Here is a 19500-nt window from a genome sequence, read left to right as displayed (position 1 = left end):
TTAAACGCTGACGTGGTAGGCGGTCGTCGGAGCGACGACCGGGTCGTCTTGGAACACATTCACGACGACAAACAGCAGGGCGGCGACGACCGTCCAGCGGAAGACCTTCGACTTTTCAAAGTTGCTTTGGCGGGCCGGTTCGGACGGCGTGATGCGGGGTGCGCTTTCGTCACGAAGCCATTCGTGGCGATCGGTGGACTGATGGTCGAGCATTTTCATGGGCTTCTCCGAGGGCTGCACAAGCGGCAGCGATGAAGCCGAATATTAGGCATTCCTTCTGCAATACGCAATAGGAATGCCTAACTATTTTTCCGAGTCGTCAGCGAACGGGCCGGGAGAATGCAGTGAACCTTCCTGAAAGGTGTTGTATTCTTCCGATCAAATACTGTATGTTTATACAGTGGTAACGCGAAAATATTGCCGAGGGGAGGTTGTTGCGGGGCTATGTCAACAGGGGAATTGCGCTGCAAACCGGGCGATGTGGCGATCGTCAGTCGATGCCGAAACCGGTCGCGTATCGGCATGCTGGTGCGGATCATCGGCCCGCATGACAGCGATGACTTCGATTGGGATGTTGAGATCCTTGGTGGCCCGATCAGGGGGCGCGGGATACGTTCCGGGTGTGTCGGAACGCACCGCAGGGCCGCAGTGTTCGACTGGAACCTTACCCCTCTTGCGGGTCAGGGGCATTCAGATCGAGAAGATCACCAGTCTGCTGTCCGCGCAGATCTTCAAACACCTTGAGTGTTTCCAGCAGCGCGACAAATGCTGTCGATGGCAGCCCGACCTTGTCTGCTTTGGCGAGCGCATCAACAAGTGCTTGAGCATGAGCGCCTAGAGTTTCCTGCCTCTGTGGTGCGGGCGCATTCGCACGACGCACCATCTGGCCTTCGCCAGTCGCGAGCCACCACGGATCGACGTTCAGGAATTCGGCCGCGAGAAGCAAATTCGCGCCTTCCATTTTCTTCGTTTTCCCGCTTAACCAGTCGCTGACCGAGGGCGCTCGCACTCGGCAAGCTCGCGCCAGGTCCGCAGCTTTTTTCTCGGGCGGCAACTTCATTGCCTGTTCTAGGCGTTCGGCTAGTGTCGTCATTAGGAAAGCCTAACTGAATGGGCGTAAGGAATGCCTTGCTTTTGGTGTAAGGAGCGCCTAACATGGCGGCATGAATACGCTCCTGAATCGAGACCCTTACGCGTGCGCCGTGATCGACGCATTTGGCGGAACGGCCGCAACCGCTCAACTCTGCGAAGTCCGGATGCCGTCCGTTTCGGAGTGGCGTCGCAATGGCATTCCGCGAGCGCGTTTGTTGTTCTTGAAGCTCGCGCGTCCTGATCTGTTTACCTCTCTGGATTCACACGACGAGTCGTTGTGACACTCCAACCGAGGCGTGACCAAAGTAGTCACGTACCCATGAGCCGAATCTTAGTTGCGGCCCCGCGTGCGCAACAGGATGAAAGTCACTATCTACCAATCTCCCGCTATGACCTGCCGATACGACAGTACCGAATGGCTGGACGTGCTCTATACGTCCGTTCGCAACACGCCCGGCGGTGTCGCCGACGCGGCGAATCACCTCACCATCCGGCGTGGCAAGAACATCACGCCGGAATCGCTTCGCCTTCGCCTGCGTGGCGTTGGCGACAGTCGTTTGTCGATGGAGATGTTCGAGCTGCTGATCGAGTGGATGCAGGAAAAAGCCGAGGGCGAGGTGTACGCGCTCGACGCGCTGCATGCATTGAATTCGCGATTCGGGCTGGTGGCCGAGCACGTCGACGACCACGCCGCTGACGACATCGGCGAACCCGGCACTCTGCGTCTCGTTTCGACGGCGTTGCACCTGCAGGCGCATGTGGGTCTCGTTGCTGACGACGTGACACGGGCGCTGGCCGATCAGCGGATCGACGATCAACACGCCGAGAAGATCATCGCGACCGGCCGCAAGGGCCAGCGTCTCTTCCAGCGTTTGATTCACGCTGCTCGCAACCTCGCCGCGCGTCGCCGCCGTCGTCATGGAACGGTTTAAGCCCGGCATGACGTGCTGCCGGCCCGAACGTGAACAGATCAGCCTCTGTTGCTCGCCCGAGCAGCAATTGGCATGTGCTGTAACGGCGCTTGCATCCCGATTCGAGTCTGCCCCTGCAGACGCGGGGCGCTTGCTATCCGAACTGATCGCCACGTTCCCCGATCGCCTCGCTCCGATTCTTGCCGAAGCGATCGCAGCGGGGCGCACGCGTTTTTTCATCGAGCGAGCCGCGCGCGCGTGCGCCGCGCTCGCAACCAAGGCGGAACGTCACGCGTTCCGCGACCAGCTAACCGATCTTCTCTGCGCGCCGGACCTAGCCGCGTTCGACGATTCCATGTCGACGGAATGGCGTCGACTGCGCGGCAAATAACCGGAGACCCCTGTGAACGTGAACGGAATCAGTAGCGCGTTGCGACGCTGCACATCGCAGTACAGCCGCTCGCCGAGTGGACGGCAGTCCTATGCGGCCGGTCGGGCAGCGTGGCGCAGCTACTCTCACAAGGTCGCACGCGACCGCCGCCTCGCCGAGTTGGATGCGGCCCGGCGTTCGAGCTGACACGGCGCAGCTCAACGAATTGTGATCTGGCCGCGACATGCGGCCAAAGTGACTTTGACAGAGGGAATTATTGTATGGCGACACTGGACCAGATCATTCAGCAATTGCGTGCAGCGGGTCATCCTGACCTGCCCGCCGGCCATCCGGTCGCGGATGGTAAGCATCATCGCTACGGGCCGCGCAAGAAATACTGGTATCAGCTTCGAGAGGTTGTTAGCAAGGGCGCGGTGATCGGCTACGGCGGCACGTTCGGCCATTTCTCCGGTGACGATCCGGGAACCGAGCGCTTCGAATGGAGTGGTGCGCCGCTGAGCGAGGAAGTGCTTGCGGAGACGCGTCGCCGGCAGGAAGCGGCCGAACGTGAGCAGGCCGAGCGTGACGCGCGGCAGGCGAAACTAGCGGCGAACCGTGCGCGCGATCAGTGGGGTCGTGCGGCTGAGCATGGCGAGTCTGCGTACCTGGACCGCAAACACATCACGGCTGAAGGCGTGCGTTTCGATGCGGACGGCACGATCTTCGTGCCGATGTATCAGTATGGCGATGACGCTCGTCTCGTTGGCCTGCAGAAGATCACGCCGGACGGCGCGAAGCGCTTCAACAAGGGCATGGAAAAGAAGGGCGCTTCGTACCTGCTCGGCGAGGTTGGTGCGGACGACCAGATCGTACTGGTGGCCGAAGGCTATGCAACCGCACGGGCGATCCGCATGGCGATCGACGACGCATTCGCTGTTGATATCTGCTTCGACGCGGGCGGCATCCTCCCGGCCGTGCGCTACCTGCGTGAGACGTATCCGGATGCGCACGTGCTGATCTGCGCCGACGACGACTGGAAGATCGAGCAGCGCGTACGCGACTGGCTCGTCGACGAGTTCGCTTTCCGTGGTGAGCTGGTATTCGGGGCCGACCCGGTGCGGATCGAGGCGAAGAATACGTGGTACATGGTCGCGATGTCACGTCGACGTGACGACAACGGCGTGCCGTACGTCGAGGTGAGCTACGGTAACGATGTGATGCCGCTGCGGCGTAAGCGCTTCGAGAACACGGGCCTGAAGCGTGCGTACGAGGCGGCAGCGACGGTCGACGACGTCAGCGTCGTCTTTCCGGTCTTTGCCAATCGCGGCGAGCGCAAGCTGACCGATTTCAACGACCTGCACGTAGAAGAGGGCTTCGAGGCTGTCGAGGCGCAGGTGCAGGCGGCAATCTTGCGCGTCATCGCGCCAGCCAACGAAGAGATCCGGCCGGCAACGGTCAACGTGCCGACCGCGGACGTCGCGCCGACGAAACCGGCCGCGACGTCCGCTGCCGCAAAACGGCCGGAACGGGACGGCTACGATGCAGAGAACGGCGCGCACACGTGGGAGCAGGATCTTGCGCGCTCGGACAAGGGCACGCTGTTGCCGACGCTCGGCAACGTGCACATGATCCTGTCGAACCACAAGGCATGGCGGGGCGTCATCGAGCAGGATGATTTTGGCGGGCGGGTGATGAAGCGCAAAGCGCCACCGTTCCTGCAGGGCGTGAAGGGCGAGTGGACCGACATGGACGATCAGCGCTGCGCGCTTTGGCTGTCGCAGCGATACGGCCTCTCGGTGCGTACCGATATCGTGATGAACGCGGTCCTGTTGGTGGCCGACGTGACCCACTTTCATGACGTGCGCGAATACCTCGAAGGGCTGAAGTGGGACGGCGTGTCGCGTGTGCGATCGATGCCGTCGACATACCTGCGCGTGGCCGACAGCGAGTATGTGCAGCTCGCGTTCATGAAGTGGATGATCGCCGCCGTCGCGCGCGTGATGGAACCGGGCTGCAAGGTCGACAACGTCCTGATCCTCGAAGGCAAGCAGGGGCACCGCAAATCGACGGCATTGAAGGTGCTGGCCGGCGCTGCGTGGTTCACCGATACGCCGATCCAGATCGGCAACAAAGACACGTACGCGGTACTGGCCGGGAAGTGGGTCATCGAGCTGGCCGAGCTGGACTCGTTGAACAAAGCCGACTCGTCGGCGGTGAAGAGCTTCTTCGCGACGGCCGTCGACCGGTTCCGCAACTTCTACGGCAAGCGTGCGACCGACGTCCCGCGTCAGTGCGTGTTCGCTGGCTCCGTCAACTTCGACACGTACCTGAAGGACGAGTCGGGCAACCGTCGTTACTGGCCGCTTCGTGTCGGCGGTCTGGTCGACATCGATGGCATTGTGGCCGTTCGCGAACAGCTCTGGGCGGAAGCCGTGCACCTGTATCGCTCGGGCGTCGTGTGGCACGTAGAGGAGCATGAGCGCGCGCTGTTCGAGATCGAGCAGGCTGAACGCTACGAAGGCGACGTGTACGAGGACAAGATCGCCAAGGCCCTGGAATTCGTGTCGCGCACGACGATGGAAGAAATCCTCGCGGACATCCTGAAGCTCGATACGTCGAAGTGGACATTGGCAGAGCAGCGCCGCATCGGCAAGGCGTTGAAGTCGCTCGGGTGGGTGCGCAAGCGCGAGTCGACCGGATCGCGCGGTTGGTACTACGTGAGCGAAGAGCAAGAGCCGAGCGTCGAGCGTGAACTGGTCGCAGCGGGTGATGACGACAGTCCCCTGTAATCGCTTGGCGCGCTGTGCCTGCACGGCAGGCGCGCCACTTGCCCCGCCTTGGCGCGCTGCGGACGTCCCATGTCCCAATGTCCCAAGGCGCGGTCTCGGGCGCGGGTGCGGGGGCGCGACATGCGCGACGTGAGCGCCGCATGTCGCGCATGTCGCAGGCGCGCACCCCTGCAAGCCTTTTCCCTTGGGACATTGAGACATTAGGACGAATAGGAGAGAGTCATGATCGATTTGAAGGAGCGGGTGGGCGTTGCTATGAGCGTTCGTGGTCAGTTCACCGACCCGATTGCCGATCCTAAAGTTACTTTGGGCGCACTCGCCTTTGCGAACGATCTCGGTCGCTTGCTGATCCGAATCAAGGCCGGTCCGCAGTCGACGCCCGCGATGGTTCGGCGTGCAACGCTGCTGTTGGCGCAGATGATCCGGACGTCGGGCCGATTCAAGCGTGCGCGATTCACGGGCTACTCGCGCGACGAGCGTCGCGACCAACGTGCGGGGAATGCTGTCGAGCGATCGAAGGTCGACATCGTCGAGCGGTTCGCGCTGCGATTGCTGGATGAGTGGGTGAACGATCAGTGCATCGAGTGCGAGGGACGCGGGGTCGTGCGTCGAGCGCCGGCCGTCACGACGGCAACGCGGACGTGCAGTGTATGTGCGGGCAGCGGGAAGATCTGCGTATCTGAGGAGCGTATCCCGTTCTTCAGCGGGCGTAACGGGCCGCTGGTCTTTCGGGAATACGAACCATGCGACGACTGCGGCGGGATGGGGCGGATCGCGGCGTCGCCGGTATCCAATGCGAAGGGCCGGCACATTTGCCCCGACTGCTCCGGTTCCGGTAAGCGGCAGGTCGACGATGCCGGCCGGGCGCACGCGCTCGGCGTATCGCTTGCCGAGTATCGACGCAATTGGTCATGGCGCTTTCACGACATGCTCGCGCTGCTCGATACAGTAGATGGATCGGTGTCCGACACAATGCGCCGGCAATTGCGAGGATGAAACGTATTCCATTTCAAGAGTGGATCGCTTACACTCTGCACATCCTTTACCGCGTCACTGGATACGTGAGCGACCGCACCCTCGTGTCGCAACAATCGCCCGACAGGCGTACTGAATCGCGGGAGCGCCGCGACCAACAACGATAACTGTCTGTCGGGATCTGTTGGGAGGGCGTTCGCCCTTACGAAATGAATTTCAAAGCCCTGAGTGCGCAAGCCCTCAGGGCTTTTTGCATTGGGGCGCTGAAATGCGAATCGAGTCGACGAGCGCCGGGCCATGTGAGGTCCGGTCGACGTGGGATGAAGATCGAAGCATGGGGCGCGTGTCTGCGCGGTGCTTCGTGTTTGACGACGCGATGGACCGCGTTGTGTGGGCGATGGACAGGGCCGGCGACGTCCCGATCGCGGACGTCGCGGCCGGCTTCCGGTCTGCCTAAAAAATGAGCAGGGGACCCTATGGGCAGGGGGTACGCGGGGGCTCGCACCCGCGTTTTTTCTCTACTGGCGAGTCTCCATAGGGGGTCATATTCATGCCGACTCAGCAGCAGATCGCCGAGCACCTGGACCTAGATCAGTCGGCCGTCTCGCGGTTCGTCGACAAGGTTCGACTCGATTACCGCGCGGTGTCGATCGACGAGATCCGCGTCGCGTATATCAGGCACCTACGCGAGATCGCTGCGGGCCGTGCAAGCGGGACCGGCATCGATCTTGTCGCCGAACGCGCGAAGACCGAGATCGTCGATCGCGAGATCAAGCTGCTGACGCTGGCCGAGAAGAAGGGGCAGCTCGTCAACGCAGCGCAGCTCGAACAGGCGTACGGCCTGATGGTCGGCGCATTTCAAACGGAGCTGCTATCGCTCTCCGACAAGCTGGTGCAGGAGCTGCACACGCTGTACGGCGTCGCGGTGGACGTCGAATGGTTGAACGAGCACATATATGGATGCCTTGAGCAGCTTTCTGAATACAACCCCGACAGTCCACGCGGTGATTCGCCGGATCGCGAAGATGCTACGTCCGCCGGAGCGGATTGGGACGACGGAGTGGGCGCGCAAACATCGTAGGTTGAGCGCGAAGGGATCGGCCAGCCCCGGTCGCTATAACCCGAACATCACACCGTGGGTGTTCGGCATGCACGAAGCGCTGGACGATCCGACCGTGCAGAAGGTTGTGTGCATGAAGTCGGCGCAGGTCGCGTGGACGGACGGCGTGCTGTTGAACTACATCGGCAAGCGGATCGACGTTGACCCGTGTCCGATGATCGTCATGTTCCCGAAAGAGAAGACGGCGAAGAAGTTCAACCTGGAGAAGTTCGAGCCGATGGTCGAGGTGACGCCTCGCCTGTCGGCAAAATTACCGGTGCACGCTGCCCGCGACAAAAACAACTTGTGGGATCACAAGACGTTCGCGCGCGGCTTCCTGAAGTTCATTACGTCGAACGCGCCGGACGACGTGAAGTCGACGCCGGCCCCGGTCGTCGCGGTCGAGGAGCCGGACGACGCGAACACGAACGTGCGCGAGCAGGGCGACTCGATCACGCTGCTGGAGGAGCGGAACAAAAGCTATTCCGACCGGCGGCGCAAGATGATCTTGGGCGGCACGCCGACCGTCGACGGCCTGTCGCGTATCCAGCAGGGCTATGCGGCGTCGGATCAGCGCGTGTATCTGGTGCCGTGCCCCGATTGCGACGAAGAGCACGAGCTGGCGTGGGAAAACGTCACCTGGAGCGAACGCGCCGAAGTCGAGCATGAGGTCTACGGCCGCGCACAACCGGAGACGGCCCGTTACACCTGTCCGCATTGCGGTTCGCTGTGGGACGACGCGACGCGCATCCGTGCTGTTCGTCGTGGGCGATGGGTCGCGACGGCACCGTTTCATGGCGTCGCCGGCTTTCGCATCAACGAGCTGGTGTCGCCGTTCCCCGGCTCGAACATGGCGGAGCTGGTGAAGAAGTGGCTGACGGCCGACAAGGCGCTGCGCGAGGGCGACGATACGAAGATGCGTTCATTCGTGAACAACTCGCAGGGGCGGCCGTACAAATACAAGACCGACCTGCCCGAACTGGACGTGCTCGCGGAACGAGCGCTGCCGTACGCGGAGCTGACGGTGCCGACCGGTGGTCTGCTGTTGACGCTGGGCGTCGATGTGCAGCACGACCGCCTTGCGGTCATCGTGCGCGCATGGGGACGCGGCGAGGAAAGCTGGCTCGTCGTATGGGGCGAGATTTACGGCAATGTGACCGATCAGCAGCAAGACCCGATGACGGGTGGTGTATGGGGCGCGTTGACGACGATGCTTACGCACTCGTTCCGGCACGAGAATGGGTGGCAGCTCCGCGTACGCGCAACGTCGATCGATTCGTCGGACGGCGCGACGTCCGACGCGGTATACAAGTATGTACGTGCTGCGCAGAAGGCCGGTCATAACGTGATGGCTGCCAAGGGCAGCAGCGAAGCCGATGCCGAGATTTTCAGCGTGCCGAAGGCGTCGATCGATTCGACGCGCAACAACAGCAAGGCGGCGAAGTACGGTCTGAGGCCGTATATGGTCGGCGTGAGCCGAGCGAAGGATCTGATCCTCGAAAACCGGCTCAAGCTCGAAGGCAACGGGCCGGGTCGCATGCACTGGTATAGCGGCGTGCGCAGCGATTACCTGTCGCAGCTCACGGCCGAGGTCAAGGTGCCGGGGCCACGTGGTGGTAAGCGCGTGTGGAAGAAGATCAGTCAGAGAAACGAGGCGCTGGACTGCGAAGGGTACGCCATGCACGCGGCCCGCAGCATGAAGGTGCACCTGATGACCGAGGCGCACTGGCAGGTCGAGCAGCATCGCGCGTCGCAGGTCTCGCTGTTCGATGCGGTTCCGGTGCTGGAGGTGCTGCCTTCGGTGATCCCGGTCGAGGTGCTTCCCGATCCGCCGGCCGAAGAGGTCGTTACCGAGATTCCGCGGCCATCGCCGCCAGTAGTAAAACCCGCCGAAACCCCGCCTCCGAGCGGGGTTTCGCGCATTCAGGGCCGTCGTGTTGCTCGGTCGACCTACCTGAAGCGCCGCTAAACGAGGGAATCGCATGGCATACACAAAGCAGGATCTGGAGCGCATCCAGTCGGCAATCGCGAAGGGTGAGCTGGAAGTCCAGTATGCCGACCGACGCGTTAAATATCGCTCGATTGGCGAGCTACGCGAAGCACGCACCGAGATCATTCGTGCTCTGAACGGTGCGGCCGGACGCTCGTCGATCGTCCGGATTCGTCACGCCGGCAAGGGGGTGCGATGAAGCCGAGTTTCCCGTCACTCGCGCGGCGTGGATTCGTGGTGCCGACGCGGCTGAAGGCGGCGGCGTACGAGTCGGCGAGCACGACGGGCGCACGGGCGAAGTCGTGGCGGGCGTCGGGCGCGGGACCGAATGCAGCGGCGGCACAAAACCTGTCGCTGTTGCGCTCGCGCGCTCGCGACGCGATCCGAAACGATCCGTGGGCGAAGACGGCGATCGCGCGGCTCGTATCGAACACGATCGGGAACGGCATCCAAGCGCACCCGCAGCATTCGAACGATGCGGTGCGCAAGATGCAAAAGCAACTTTGGGAGGATAGCTGCGAGGAGATCGACGCGGACGACCTGTTCGATATGGCAGGTGTGCAGACGCTCGCAGCGCGTGCGTTCTTCAGCGACGGCGAGGTGCTGGTGCGTCGTCAGTTGCGCAGTCCGAGCGAGGGCTTGGCGGTCCCGATGCAGATCCGGCTTCTCGAAGGCGATCTGCTTCCGATGGAGAAGAACGAGATCGTGCCGGGCGGGGGCGAGATCGTGAACGGCGTCGAGTTCAACACGGACGGTCGACGCGTTGCGTATCACCTGCTGCAGCGTCATCCCGGCGAATACGGGCGTGCGTCGACGACCAACATGCAGACCGTACGCGTGCCGGCCGACGAGATCGCGCACGTTTTCCTCGCGCTGCGGCCCGGCCAGGTGCGCGGCGTCCCGGAACTGTCGACGGTGCTGCTGCGGCTCAAGTCGCTGGACAACTTCGACGATGCGGTGCTGTTCCGGCAGGAGGTCAGCAACCTCTTTGCCGGGTTCATCACGAAGCCGCCGGCAGAGCCGGGTTTTCCGGGCGATCCGGTAACGGGTGGCGAAATGCAATACGACGTCGACGGCTTCTCGCCGGTCGTGTCGCTCGAACCGGGGAGCATGCAGGAGCTGGCTCCGGGTGAAAGCGTCACGTTTGCAGAGCCGCCGGGCGCAGGCACCGACTACGGGCCATTCATGCGTCAGCAACTGATGGCCGCTGCGGCGTCGGTGGGCATGCCATACGAGGTCATGACGGGCGATCTGCGCGACGTGAGCGATCGTGTGCTGCGGGTGATCTTGAATGAATTCCGGCGGTCGGTCGAGCAGATCCAGTGGAACGTGTTCATTCATCAGTTTTGCCGGAAGGTTTGGCGCTGGTGGGTCGACGCTTGCGCGTTGTCGGGTGCGATGCCGATGCCGGACTACTACCGACGCCGTCGCGACTATCTGCGGGTGCGATGGGTGCCGCAGGGCTGGCCGTATATCCATCCGGTGCAGGACGTCACGGCGAAGCGGATGGAGATCCGCTCCGGGCTGGCGAGTCGGACTGGTGCGGTGTTGTCGCGTGGCGATGATCCGGAGCAGGTCGACATGGAGAACGCGGACGATCTCGCGCGCGAGCGCCGGCTCGGGATTCGATATGACACGCTCGATCCGGCGGATGGGGTGGGCAGTCTTTCTAATGGGGATGGCGAATGAAAGGGAAGAAGCGGTGGTGGGACATCCGCGCGCAGGCAAACGCAGCGGGCGGGAGCGAGGTCGAGATCCGGATTTATGGCGACATCGGATTCTGGGGCACCGATGCCGATCTGTTTACCGCGAAGCTCGACGAGGTTGCGTCGGCCGCGACATCGATCGTCGTCGCGATCAACTCGATGGGTGGCGACGTGTTCGATGCGCTCGCGATCTACAACGCGGTGCGCCGGCATGCCGGCAAGGTGACAGGACGCGTCGACGGCGTCGCCGCGTCGGCAGCGTCGCTGATCCTCATGGCGTGCGACACGATCGAGATGCCGTCGAACGCGCGGCTGATGATCCACAACCCGCACACGGTCGCGGCCGGCGAGGCGGGCGATCTGCGCAAGCTCGCTGATCTGCTGGAAAGCATGTCTGACAGCATGCTGGCGGCCTACGTTGAACGCAGCGGCCGGACCGACGACGAGGTCCGCGCGATCATGGATGCCGAGACGTGGCTCACGGCCGCGCAGGCGAAGGAGCAAGGTTTCTGCGACGCCATTGTCGATCCGATCCGTATCGCCGCATACGCGGGCGCAGCGCGGATCGCTGCGCGCTATGCGGCGGTGCCTGCGGAAATCGTGGCGGTGCTGGAGGGCGACGGCGAGGTGCCGCCGGCCGATCCGCCGGCCGATCCTTCGCCACAACCGCCACAACCGCCGCAACCGCCGCAACCGCCGCAGCCGCCGCAGCCGCCGGCAACGCCGGACGTCACGGCGCTGGCGGCGCATGTGTACGCGACGTGTCGTGACGCTCGTATCGAGCACTGCGCTGAAGGCATCGTGCTGGCGACCGGCCTGCGCGATCGGGCGACCGTCGACGCGGCGATTAGCAGCGCGCAGGACATCGCCGGAATCTGTCTGGCCGCGAGCCTTACTGAGCTGACGGCCGGCTTCGTGGCAGACGGCCTGTCGGCAGACCAGGTGCGCGCGCGATTGTTCGAGCGCGTGACGGCGTCGCAGAAGCCGATCAGCCATCGTGCTGCCCCGGTTGCGCCGCAAGACGCGCCCGTGGTCGCGAATGCGCCGCGTGCGGCGTCCATCTACGCGGCTCGCAAGAGCGGCAAGTAACTTTGACGTAACCCGAGGAGGGGAAAACTCATGTCGAAATGGAAGGTACAGGGGATTCTGACGGCCGAATTTCTCGTGTCGGAGGGTAACGGGCAGATCTCGCGCGAGCACATCATCGTCAAGGCCGGCCCGGCGCTGCCGGCCGGGCAACTGCTCGGTGTGACGAGTACCGGCGAGTATGCGCCGTACGACAACGCGGCAAACGACGGTTCGGAAGTCGCCGCTGCAATCCTCTACGCGCCGCTGGCGGCGTCCGAAGCGCCGCGACCGGCGACGGGTGTCGTCCGGCTCGCGGAAGTCGCTGGCGGGCTGCTCACGGGTCTCGATGCCGCCGGTCGCGGCGATCTCGCTGAGCGCCACGTGATCGTTCGCTGATACATCACACCCCATTCAAGGCCACGCCGACCGCGTGGCCTTTTTTGTATCCATTTTCATGTCGGAGGTTGTATGGCGGATATCGCCCTGTTTCAAGACGATGCGTTCTCGCTGTCGTCCCTGAGTGCTGCGATCAACGAGCAGCCGTATGTTCCCGGCCGCATCGGCACGCTCGGGCTGTTCGAAGAGGACGGCATTACGACGACGACGATCCAGATCGAGCGCGACGGCGACACGCTCGCGCTCGTTGCGGCCGGCGAGCGCGGTTCTCCGGCTGCCGTTGTGGGCGGCAGCCAGCGCGGCATGATTCCGATCAACGCCGTGCACCTGCCGCAGCGTGCGGTGATCAAGGCGGACGAGATCCAGAACCTGCGCGCGTTCGGCTCGGAGACCGAGCTGGAAGCGCTGCAGACAGTCGTGAATCGCCGGCTCGCGAAGATGCGCCGCCAGCTCGACGCGACGCACGAATTCCATCGCATCGGGGCGATCAAGGGCGCGGTGCTCGATGCGGACGGTAAGCGCGTGCTGGTCGACCTGTGGAAGTACTTCGACATCGACCAGACGGTGATTCCGTTCGAGCTGGGCAAGGCCGATACCGAGCTGCGCACGAAGTGTCTCGACGTGCAGGACGCGATCGAAGATGCGCTCGGCGCAACGACGTACACGGGTGTGCGCGCGCTCTGTGGTCGCGCGTTCTGGAACAAGCTGATCAGTGCGAAGTCGATCAAGGAGACGTACCTGGCGTCCGTGATGGCAGCGCAACTGCGGGGCGACGCGCGCGACGCGTTCGACTTCGGCGGGATCACGTTCGAGCGCTATCGCGGCCGTGTCGGTGCCATCGGCTATGTGGCCGACGACGAGGCGCACGCGGTTCCGGAAGGTGTTCCGGATCTCTTCATTTCGCGCTTCGCGCCGGCCGACTATGTCGAGTCGGTCAACACGACGGGCATTCCGTACTACGCGAAGCAGGAGCTGATGCAGTTCGGCAAGGGTATCGAGATCGAGGCGCAGTCGAACCCGGTCCACATGTGCACGCGCCCGAAGGCGCTGATCAAGCTGAAGGCGTGACATGGCGTTCCGGGATCTGATGGCCGCCGTCGACACGGCCGTGAAGCGTGACCTGTCGGACGAGGTCAAGATCGACGGCAAACCCCTGCAGGGCATGTTCAAGGCTCCGTGGCTCGGCCCGGATCTCGGGACGCAACGCACGCAGCTCGTTGCGCCGATCCTCGATATCACCGACGACGACGCGGCCCATGTGTCCGTGGGCAGCATCGTCGAAGCAGGTGGCGAGCGGTTCCGTGTGTTCGAGATTCATGCGACCGGCACGGGCTGGACGATCTTGATTCTGAGGTGACGGATGGATCTGTTGAAGGTCGAGATTGACCTGAAGGGCGCGCTCGAAGCGCTCGCAGGCCTGCCGCCTGCAGCAATGCAGGCGGCATGGCGTCGGACGCTGCGCAAGACGGGCGCATGGATCAGGAGCCAGACCGCGAAGGAGGTCAGCGGTGCGACGGGCATCCAGCAGAAGCTGCTGCGGCAGCGGATGTACTTCTTCATGCGGTCGCTCGATACGGGCAAGGTGTGGCTCGGGCTGAACCCGATCGAGGCACATCGTCTCGGCGCAGCCCGTCGCACGAAGAAGGGCATCCGGGCCGGCAAATCGCTATTCGAGGGGGCGTGGCGCAAGACGAAGGTGCAGCCGGATGGGCCGATCTACCGGCGAACCGGTAAGGAACGCACGCCGTTCGAGGTCGTGACGGTCGAATGGTCGCAGACGGGTGACCCGGCATTTCGTCGGGCGGCACGCGCGTGCGAGGTGCGGCTGATGACGGTGCTGCGGCAAGAGGTCAACTACGAAATCCAGAAGGCGGCGAATCGTGCTCGATAGCCTGAAGCAACTACATGACGGTATCGAGGCCGGCCTGCGTGCGCGCCTGCCGGATCTCGATCGCATCCACGCGTATCCGAAGATCGGCAAGTCGATCGAAACGCCGTTCGTCGCGATCGAGCTGGCGGAGCTGGAGCCGGGACACGACGACGGCACGGGTCGCGTGCCGCTGGTCGCGCGCATGCAGGCCCGCGTGATCGTGGACCCGTTGGTGCCCGATGCCGAGCTGCAGGTGCGCGAGCTGTCCGCTCGCGTGCTGCAAACGGTGCACGGGACGACATGGGGGCTGCCCATGACGCCGGGGAAGCAGGTCGGATCGGCCGGCGAAGACCCGTTCCGGCCCGAGCTGGACACGTATCTCGTCTGGCTGATCGAATGGGTGCACGAATTTGACCTGGGCGACGTGTACGAGCCGCCGACGAAGGGGCGTGCGGTGTTGTGGGGCGTCGATCCCAACACCGGGCCTGCGCACAAGGACGAATACTGGAATCCGGCGAATCTGGCGTGGGGGATCGTGTGAGCGACTTCGAGCTTGGCGAGATGGATCGTCGTATGGCGTGCCTGACGCAATCCGCGGTCGTGGAGGCGATCACGTACGACCCGCCGCGCGTGAAAGTCCGTGTCGGCGATTGGGTGAGCGACTGGCTCAAATGGCAGGCCGGTGCCGCCGGGAAGGTTCGGCATTGGCGTCCGCCGTCTGTCGACGAAGAGGTCGCCTTGTGGGCACCGTCCGGTGATCTCGCGGGGGCGTTCGTCGCGCCCGGCTACTACACGGAGCAGCACGGCGGGTCAGGCCGGTCCAGTCCCGACGAGACTGCGACCGACTTCCCGGACGGCGCGTTCGAACAGTACAACCATGCGAGCCATGAATACGTGCTGTCGGTGCCGGCGGGTGGTCGGATCGTGTTTCGCATCGGCGGGACGGAGTTCGAGCTGAAGGCGGACGGGGCGACGCTGCGCAGTGCGAAGCTACTGGCGGACGTTCCGGACTCGACGTTCACAGGTAACACGACGACCGAGCAGATGCTCACGTTCAACGGCGGCATGCAGGGCAAGCCGGGTGAGGGCGGCGGTGTCGCGATGAAGATCGCGGGTGGCGCTGAATATACCGAAGACGTCGTGGCCGGCGGTAGGTCGCTCACGAAGCACAGGCACCGTGAGCAAGGCGACGGCGAGCTGGTTGGCCCGCCAGTGTGACCGTATCAAAGTGACTTTGAACCCCGCCCCGTGCGGGGTTTTTCGTTTGTGGGGGTGGCTATGGCGAAAGACGCACAGCAAGGCGGGGCAGCGGCACCCGTGACGTTCATCGATACCGAATTCCGCAGCCGCGTGATCGTGTTCCCAGACGGCTCGCATGTTGCCGTGCTGGCCGGCAAAACGGAAGTGACGGAGCCTGAGCACATCGCGTATCTCGAATCGCGCGAGTGCTTCAAGCGTATTCCGACGAAGGCGCGGTGATGGCCGCGCTGGTCGGTATGTGTCGCCGTACGGGCCGACTGATCGGCGGTCTCGACCATCTTGTGCAGAGCATCGCGGACATCCTGAGCACGCGCAAGGGAACCCGCCGCGAGCGGCCCGATTACGGCTCGGATCTCCCTGCGATGGTCGACTTGCCCGTCACGCGCGGATGGATCTCGGCTGCGCAGGCTGAAGCCGCGCGTGCAATCGGACGATGGGAGCCGCGCATCGCGCTGGATAGCGTGAAGGCGCTGTCTGTCGTGGACGGCAAAGTAACTTTTCGGATCGCCGGCCGCTACAGCGGCGACGACGTTGTTTTCGAGGTGACGATATGACAGTGATCGATCTGTCGGCGCTTGATCCGCCGGATCTCGTCGAGACGCTGGACTTCGAGGAGCTGTACCAGCGCAAGCTGGAGCACTTCAAGAGCATTTATCCGGATTGGTCGGCGGCGCTCGAATCCGATCCCGTCGTCAAGCTGCTGGAACTGGCTGCGTACGAGGACGTGCGTTTTCGGGCGCGCGTCAACGATGCCGGGCGTGCGGTGCTGCTGGCGTATGCGACGGGTGCGGATCTCGAACACCTCGCGGTGCTCTGGAACCTGAAGAAAGAGATCGTGGACCCCGGCGATCCCGAGGCGCATCCGCCGATTCCGGTCACGTACGAGCGCGACGAGCGGCTGCGGTTGCGTACGCAGATGGGGATCGAGCGCGCGTCGACGGCCGGGCCGTCAGGGTCTTATCGATCGCTTGCGATGGATGCATCGGCAGACGTCGCCGACGTACGCGTCGACCATCCCGAGCCGGGTGTCGTGCGCGTGGTGGTGAAGTCGTCTTCGAACGGTGGCATTGCCAGCGGCGCATTGCTCGACACGGTACGTCGGGCGCTTTCGCCTGAAGATCGTCGGCCGCTCAATGACACGTTGCTGGTCGTCGCCGCACGGCCGGTCAATTATTCGATTGTCGCCGACGTGTACGTCGGGCGCGGGCCTGATCCCGGCGTGGTGCTTGCGGCGCGACGGCAGGATCTTGATATCGCGGTTGCGGCAGGAGGGGGCTTGCGGGTCGGCATGCCGAGATCGGCAGTAACCGGGGCGCTGCATCCGAAGGAATCGGGTGTCGTGCGCGTTGATCTGAAGTCCCCTGCGGCCGATGTCGTGTGCGCGATCGACGAGTTCGCGCGATGCACGTCGATCGTGCTCAATCCGAAGGTAAATGATGATGACTGAAGCGCTACTGCCGACGAATCAGACGAGTCTGGAAGCGGCGCTCGCGCAGGTGATGCGGCCGTCCGTCGACCCGAACGTGATCCGCACGCTCTGGGATGCGGATCGTTGTCCGGCCGCTTTCCTGCCGTGGCTCGCGTGGTCGCTCGCGGTCGACGGATGGGAGCTGGCGGAGTCCGAAGGGGCGCGACGCGAGCTGATCAAGTCGTCGCTGGCGATCTACCAAAAGAAGGGGACGCCGTGGGCGATCCGCGAAATCGTGCGGCGGCTCGGGTTCGGCGAGATCGATATTCAGGAAGGGCGGCAGATCAAGCGCCGCGACGGGTCGTTCAGGCGGAACGGCAGATATCGGTACGGCGGTTCGACGGCATGGGCCGAATACATCGTGACGCTACGGCAGCCGGTAACGCGTGATCAGGGGGAAAACCTGAAACGCGCTATCGAACGCTATGCGCCTGCGCGCAGTGTGCTGGCGTGGCTCGATTTTTCGGAGGTTGCGATCCGGCATAACGGACTCGCGACGCGCAACGGTCAATATACGCGAGGGGTGATCGGAACATGGCCGATTTGAAAGAAGAGAGTAAGTGGGAAGCGGGGATTCGCCAGTTCGAGACAGAGGACCCGGTGCAGGGCGGCCCGGACGGCGTTGACAATATCGCACTCAAGCAACTTGGCAACCGTACGCGATACTTGAAAGACCGTGCGGACGCGGCCGACAAGGTCGTCACGGGACTCGGGAACGGGAAGCTGGACAAGTCGGGCGGTGCGCTGTCGGGGGCGCTGCTCGGCAAGCCCGGCGCGATCGCGGGCAACAATCCGAAGAACGTCGGGTATGCGTTCGATGCTGATCCTGATACGGGCATGTTCTCGCCGGCAGACGGTCACCTGCAGCTCGGCGCGAACGGCGTGCCGTATGTGGTCTTGCTCGGCAACAATCTGACGCTCAACCCCCCCAGCTTCTTGTGTTTCAACTCGGGTGGGGCAGAACGCGCTCGATTCACGCCTGAGGGTCGTTTGCTGGTCGGGACGACCGCTGACAACGGCCGCGACGGGATGCAGGTCGCTTACCGTGCGTCGTTTGCGAAGGGTCTCCAGATTACCGGCATGGAAGGGGCCGATGGTGGGCACCTTCGTATGACTGATCCGAACTACGGGGTGCTGCTGCGCCATGACGGCATGTCTGCGTACCTGCTGCAGACGAAAAAGGGCGATCCGTTTGGCACCTGGAACGCGTACCGGCCGCTTGCGTGGTCGCTGGATACCGGCCTCGTTACGATCGACGGGGCCGGACAGGGCACGAAATTCGGTGGTCCGGTCGAAATGGCTGCCGATCTCACGCTGAAACGGTCCGCTGGTGAAGGCCGGATTCTGTTGGGCCAGAACAATGGGTATTTCTACGCGAACGCAGATACGGCCGGGTGGTACTCGGGTGCGCAAGGGTCGTTTCAGTACTACTACAGCGACCGAACGTTCCGCATCGATGGTCACATCGTTCATCACGCGGGCAACCTGACACCGTTCGATCTCAATCTCGGCGGAACCTCGAAGGGCACGCTCTGGTTCGCGCCGGGAGCGCGGATCGTTTTGTCGGAAGGTACGCCGCAGAATCCGTCGCTGACGTTCGACAAAGACGGTGCGCCGGATACGGGGCTGTACCACATCGCTGACGGTGCGTTCGGCATCACGTGTAACGGGATCGTGACGGCTCGCTTCTTGGCCGACAAGGGCACGATCTTCGATTGCCCGGTGCAGGTTCCCACGCCGGCCGCTGGTGACCGGTCGACACGTGCCGCTTCGACCGCGTTCGTTGCGGATGCGATCGCATCCGCCTCGATCGGCCAGATCATCTTTGAAGCCCGTACCGCACCGCGTGCCGGATGTCTCACGCTCAACGGCACCGTGCTGAATCGAGCGGACTATCCGGCGTTGTGGGCCTACGCGCAGGGCAGCGGTGCGCTGGTCGAAGAGAAGGATTGGGCGAACAACAATTGGGCTTCGTTCTCGAACGGTGATGGTGCGACAAACTTCCGGATTCCGGAGTTTCGCGGGGAAGGTATTCGATGCGCCGATGCCGGGCGTGGTGTTGATGGCGGCCGGCGTGTCGGTACGTGGCAGGACAGTCAAAACCGCTCGCACGCACACGGTGCGTCTGCGGCCGCGGGCGGTGACCACGTGCACATCGCATGGACCGATTCGCAGGGCGCTCACGTACACCATGGCTCGACCGCAGGAGCGGGGGAGCACACCCACCAAATGGATGCGCTGTTGCCGCAATACGGCGGCGATACGGATCGCGGCAGTCTGGCGAGCCTCTTTTCTATCGACAACACAGCGCAGCCGTGGACGAGGCCCGCAGGCAATCACGCGCACGCTTTCGATACTGACGCGGCCGGGGCGCACGGGCACAACGTCGGTATTGGCGGTGCCGGGAATCACTCGCACGTAATCAGCGTGGCGGCCGATGGTGGCGGTGAAGCGCGTATGCGCAACGTCGCGGTGCTCGCGATGATCCGCGCTTTCTAACAGATGA

At 63.5% G+C, this 19500-nt stretch carries 22 protein-coding genes; 20 read left to right on the top strand and 2 right to left on the bottom strand.

Going from position 1 to position 19500, the window contains the following annotated elements:
* Both HWX87_RS12755 and HWX87_RS12750 read right to left on the bottom strand, forming a co-directional pair.
* Nucleotides 1-219: a hypothetical protein gene (locus tag HWX87_RS12755; protein ID WP_176047435.1), complete on the bottom strand. Its 219-nt coding sequence runs from the start codon at nucleotides 217-219 to the stop codon at nucleotides 1-3.
* Between the two features lie 445 nt (nucleotides 220-664).
* Nucleotides 665-1093 carry a transcriptional regulator gene (locus tag HWX87_RS12750; protein WP_176047434.1) on the bottom strand — a complete coding sequence of 143 codons (429 nt, stop codon included), beginning with the start codon at nucleotides 1091-1093 and terminating at the stop codon, nucleotides 665-667.
* A 388-nt stretch (nucleotides 1094-1481) separates the two neighbouring features.
* On the opposite strand from HWX87_RS12750, the gene HWX87_RS12745 reads away from it, so the two are divergent.
* The 20 genes from HWX87_RS12745 (at nucleotide 1482) to HWX87_RS12650 (ending at nucleotide 19493) form a co-directional block, all read left to right on the top strand.
* Nucleotides 1482-2024, top strand: a complete 543-nt coding sequence (locus HWX87_RS12745) for a phage regulatory CII family protein (protein ID WP_176047507.1) — start codon at nucleotides 1482-1484, stop codon at nucleotides 2022-2024.
* Nucleotides 2011-2394, top strand: coding sequence for a hypothetical protein (locus tag HWX87_RS12740; protein WP_176047433.1), 384 nt, complete (start codon nucleotides 2011-2013; stop codon nucleotides 2392-2394). Before HWX87_RS12745 ends, HWX87_RS12740 begins: the two co-directional genes overlap by 14 nt.
* Before the next feature lie 260 nt (nucleotides 2395-2654).
* Nucleotides 2655-5162 carry a VapE domain-containing protein gene (locus HWX87_RS12735; protein WP_176047506.1) on the top strand — a complete coding sequence of 836 codons (2508 nt, stop codon included), beginning with the start codon at nucleotides 2655-2657 and terminating at the stop codon, nucleotides 5160-5162.
* Between the two features lie 222 nt (nucleotides 5163-5384).
* Nucleotides 5385-6158 carry a hypothetical protein gene (locus HWX87_RS12730; RefSeq protein WP_176047432.1) on the top strand — a complete coding sequence of 258 codons (774 nt, stop codon included), beginning with the start codon at nucleotides 5385-5387 and terminating at the stop codon, nucleotides 6156-6158.
* Nucleotides 6159-6687: 529 nt separating this feature from the next.
* Nucleotides 6688-7218, top strand: a complete 531-nt coding sequence (locus HWX87_RS12725) for a MarR family transcriptional regulator (protein ID WP_176047431.1) — start codon at nucleotides 6688-6690, stop codon at nucleotides 7216-7218.
* On the top strand, nucleotides 7163-9205 hold the full coding sequence (locus HWX87_RS12720; protein ID WP_347880174.1) for a terminase gpA endonuclease subunit: 2043 nt from the start codon (nucleotides 7163-7165) through the stop codon (nucleotides 9203-9205). Before HWX87_RS12725 ends, HWX87_RS12720 begins: the two co-directional genes overlap by 56 nt.
* Before the next feature lie 13 nt (nucleotides 9206-9218).
* Nucleotides 9219-9425: a hypothetical protein gene (locus tag HWX87_RS12715; protein WP_048248427.1), complete on the top strand. Its 207-nt coding sequence runs from the start codon at nucleotides 9219-9221 to the stop codon at nucleotides 9423-9425.
* Complete coding sequence (locus tag HWX87_RS12710; protein WP_176047430.1) at nucleotides 9422-10915, top strand: phage portal protein; 1494 nt, start codon at nucleotides 9422-9424, stop codon at nucleotides 10913-10915. Before HWX87_RS12715 ends, HWX87_RS12710 begins: the two co-directional genes overlap by 4 nt.
* Nucleotides 10912-12021 carry a head maturation protease, ClpP-related gene (locus HWX87_RS12705; protein ID WP_176047429.1) on the top strand — a complete coding sequence of 370 codons (1110 nt, stop codon included), beginning with the start codon at nucleotides 10912-10914 and terminating at the stop codon, nucleotides 12019-12021. The genes HWX87_RS12710 and HWX87_RS12705 overlap by 4 nt, the downstream gene beginning before the upstream one ends.
* Nucleotides 12022-12051: 30 nt before the next feature.
* Nucleotides 12052-12396, top strand: coding sequence for a head decoration protein (locus tag HWX87_RS12700; RefSeq protein ID WP_175981418.1), 345 nt, complete (start codon nucleotides 12052-12054; stop codon nucleotides 12394-12396).
* Nucleotides 12397-12468: 72 nt separating this feature from the next.
* A complete protein-coding gene (locus HWX87_RS12695; RefSeq protein ID WP_176047428.1) occupies nucleotides 12469-13464 on the top strand; it encodes a major capsid protein in 996 nt (331 codons plus the stop codon).
* 1 nt (nucleotide 13465) lies between these two features.
* Nucleotides 13466-13753 (top strand): hypothetical protein, encoded by a 288-nt coding sequence (locus HWX87_RS12690; protein WP_176047427.1) that lies wholly within the window; start codon nucleotides 13466-13468, stop codon nucleotides 13751-13753.
* Nucleotides 13754-13756: 3 nt separating this feature from the next.
* Entirely contained in the window at nucleotides 13757-14287 is a 531-nt protein-coding gene (locus HWX87_RS12685) for a phage tail protein (protein ID WP_176047426.1), read from the top strand.
* Nucleotides 14277-14807 carry a hypothetical protein gene (locus HWX87_RS12680; protein ID WP_176047425.1) on the top strand — a complete coding sequence of 177 codons (531 nt, stop codon included), beginning with the start codon at nucleotides 14277-14279 and terminating at the stop codon, nucleotides 14805-14807. The genes HWX87_RS12685 and HWX87_RS12680 overlap by 11 nt, the downstream gene beginning before the upstream one ends.
* On the top strand, nucleotides 14804-15484 hold the full coding sequence (locus HWX87_RS12675) for a phage baseplate assembly protein V (protein WP_176047424.1): 681 nt from the start codon (nucleotides 14804-14806) through the stop codon (nucleotides 15482-15484). Before HWX87_RS12680 ends, HWX87_RS12675 begins: the two co-directional genes overlap by 4 nt.
* Nucleotides 15485-15544: 60 nt before the next feature.
* Nucleotides 15545-15745, top strand: coding sequence for a hypothetical protein (locus HWX87_RS12670; protein WP_027808012.1), 201 nt, complete (start codon nucleotides 15545-15547; stop codon nucleotides 15743-15745).
* Nucleotides 15745-16080, top strand: a complete 336-nt coding sequence (locus tag HWX87_RS12665; protein ID WP_176047423.1) for a GPW/gp25 family protein — start codon at nucleotides 15745-15747, stop codon at nucleotides 16078-16080. Before HWX87_RS12670 ends, HWX87_RS12665 begins: the two co-directional genes overlap by 1 nt.
* A complete protein-coding gene (locus HWX87_RS12660) occupies nucleotides 16077-16973 on the top strand; it encodes a baseplate J/gp47 family protein (protein ID WP_176047422.1) in 897 nt (298 codons plus the stop codon). Before HWX87_RS12665 ends, HWX87_RS12660 begins: the two co-directional genes overlap by 4 nt.
* Nucleotides 16963-17541 carry a phage tail protein I gene (locus HWX87_RS12655; RefSeq protein ID WP_176047504.1) on the top strand — a complete coding sequence of 193 codons (579 nt, stop codon included), beginning with the start codon at nucleotides 16963-16965 and terminating at the stop codon, nucleotides 17539-17541. Before HWX87_RS12660 ends, HWX87_RS12655 begins: the two co-directional genes overlap by 11 nt.
* Entirely contained in the window at nucleotides 17529-19493 is a 1965-nt protein-coding gene (locus tag HWX87_RS12650) for a phage tail protein (RefSeq protein WP_176047421.1), read from the top strand. Before HWX87_RS12655 ends, HWX87_RS12650 begins: the two co-directional genes overlap by 13 nt.
* Nucleotides 19494-19500 lie beyond the last annotated feature (7 nt).

It is taken from the genome of Burkholderia sp. BCC1644 (assembly GCF_902833225.1).
Classification (GTDB): Bacteria; Pseudomonadota; Gammaproteobacteria; order Burkholderiales; family Burkholderiaceae; genus Burkholderia.
This window is presented reverse-complemented; position numbering and strand designations above follow the sequence as displayed.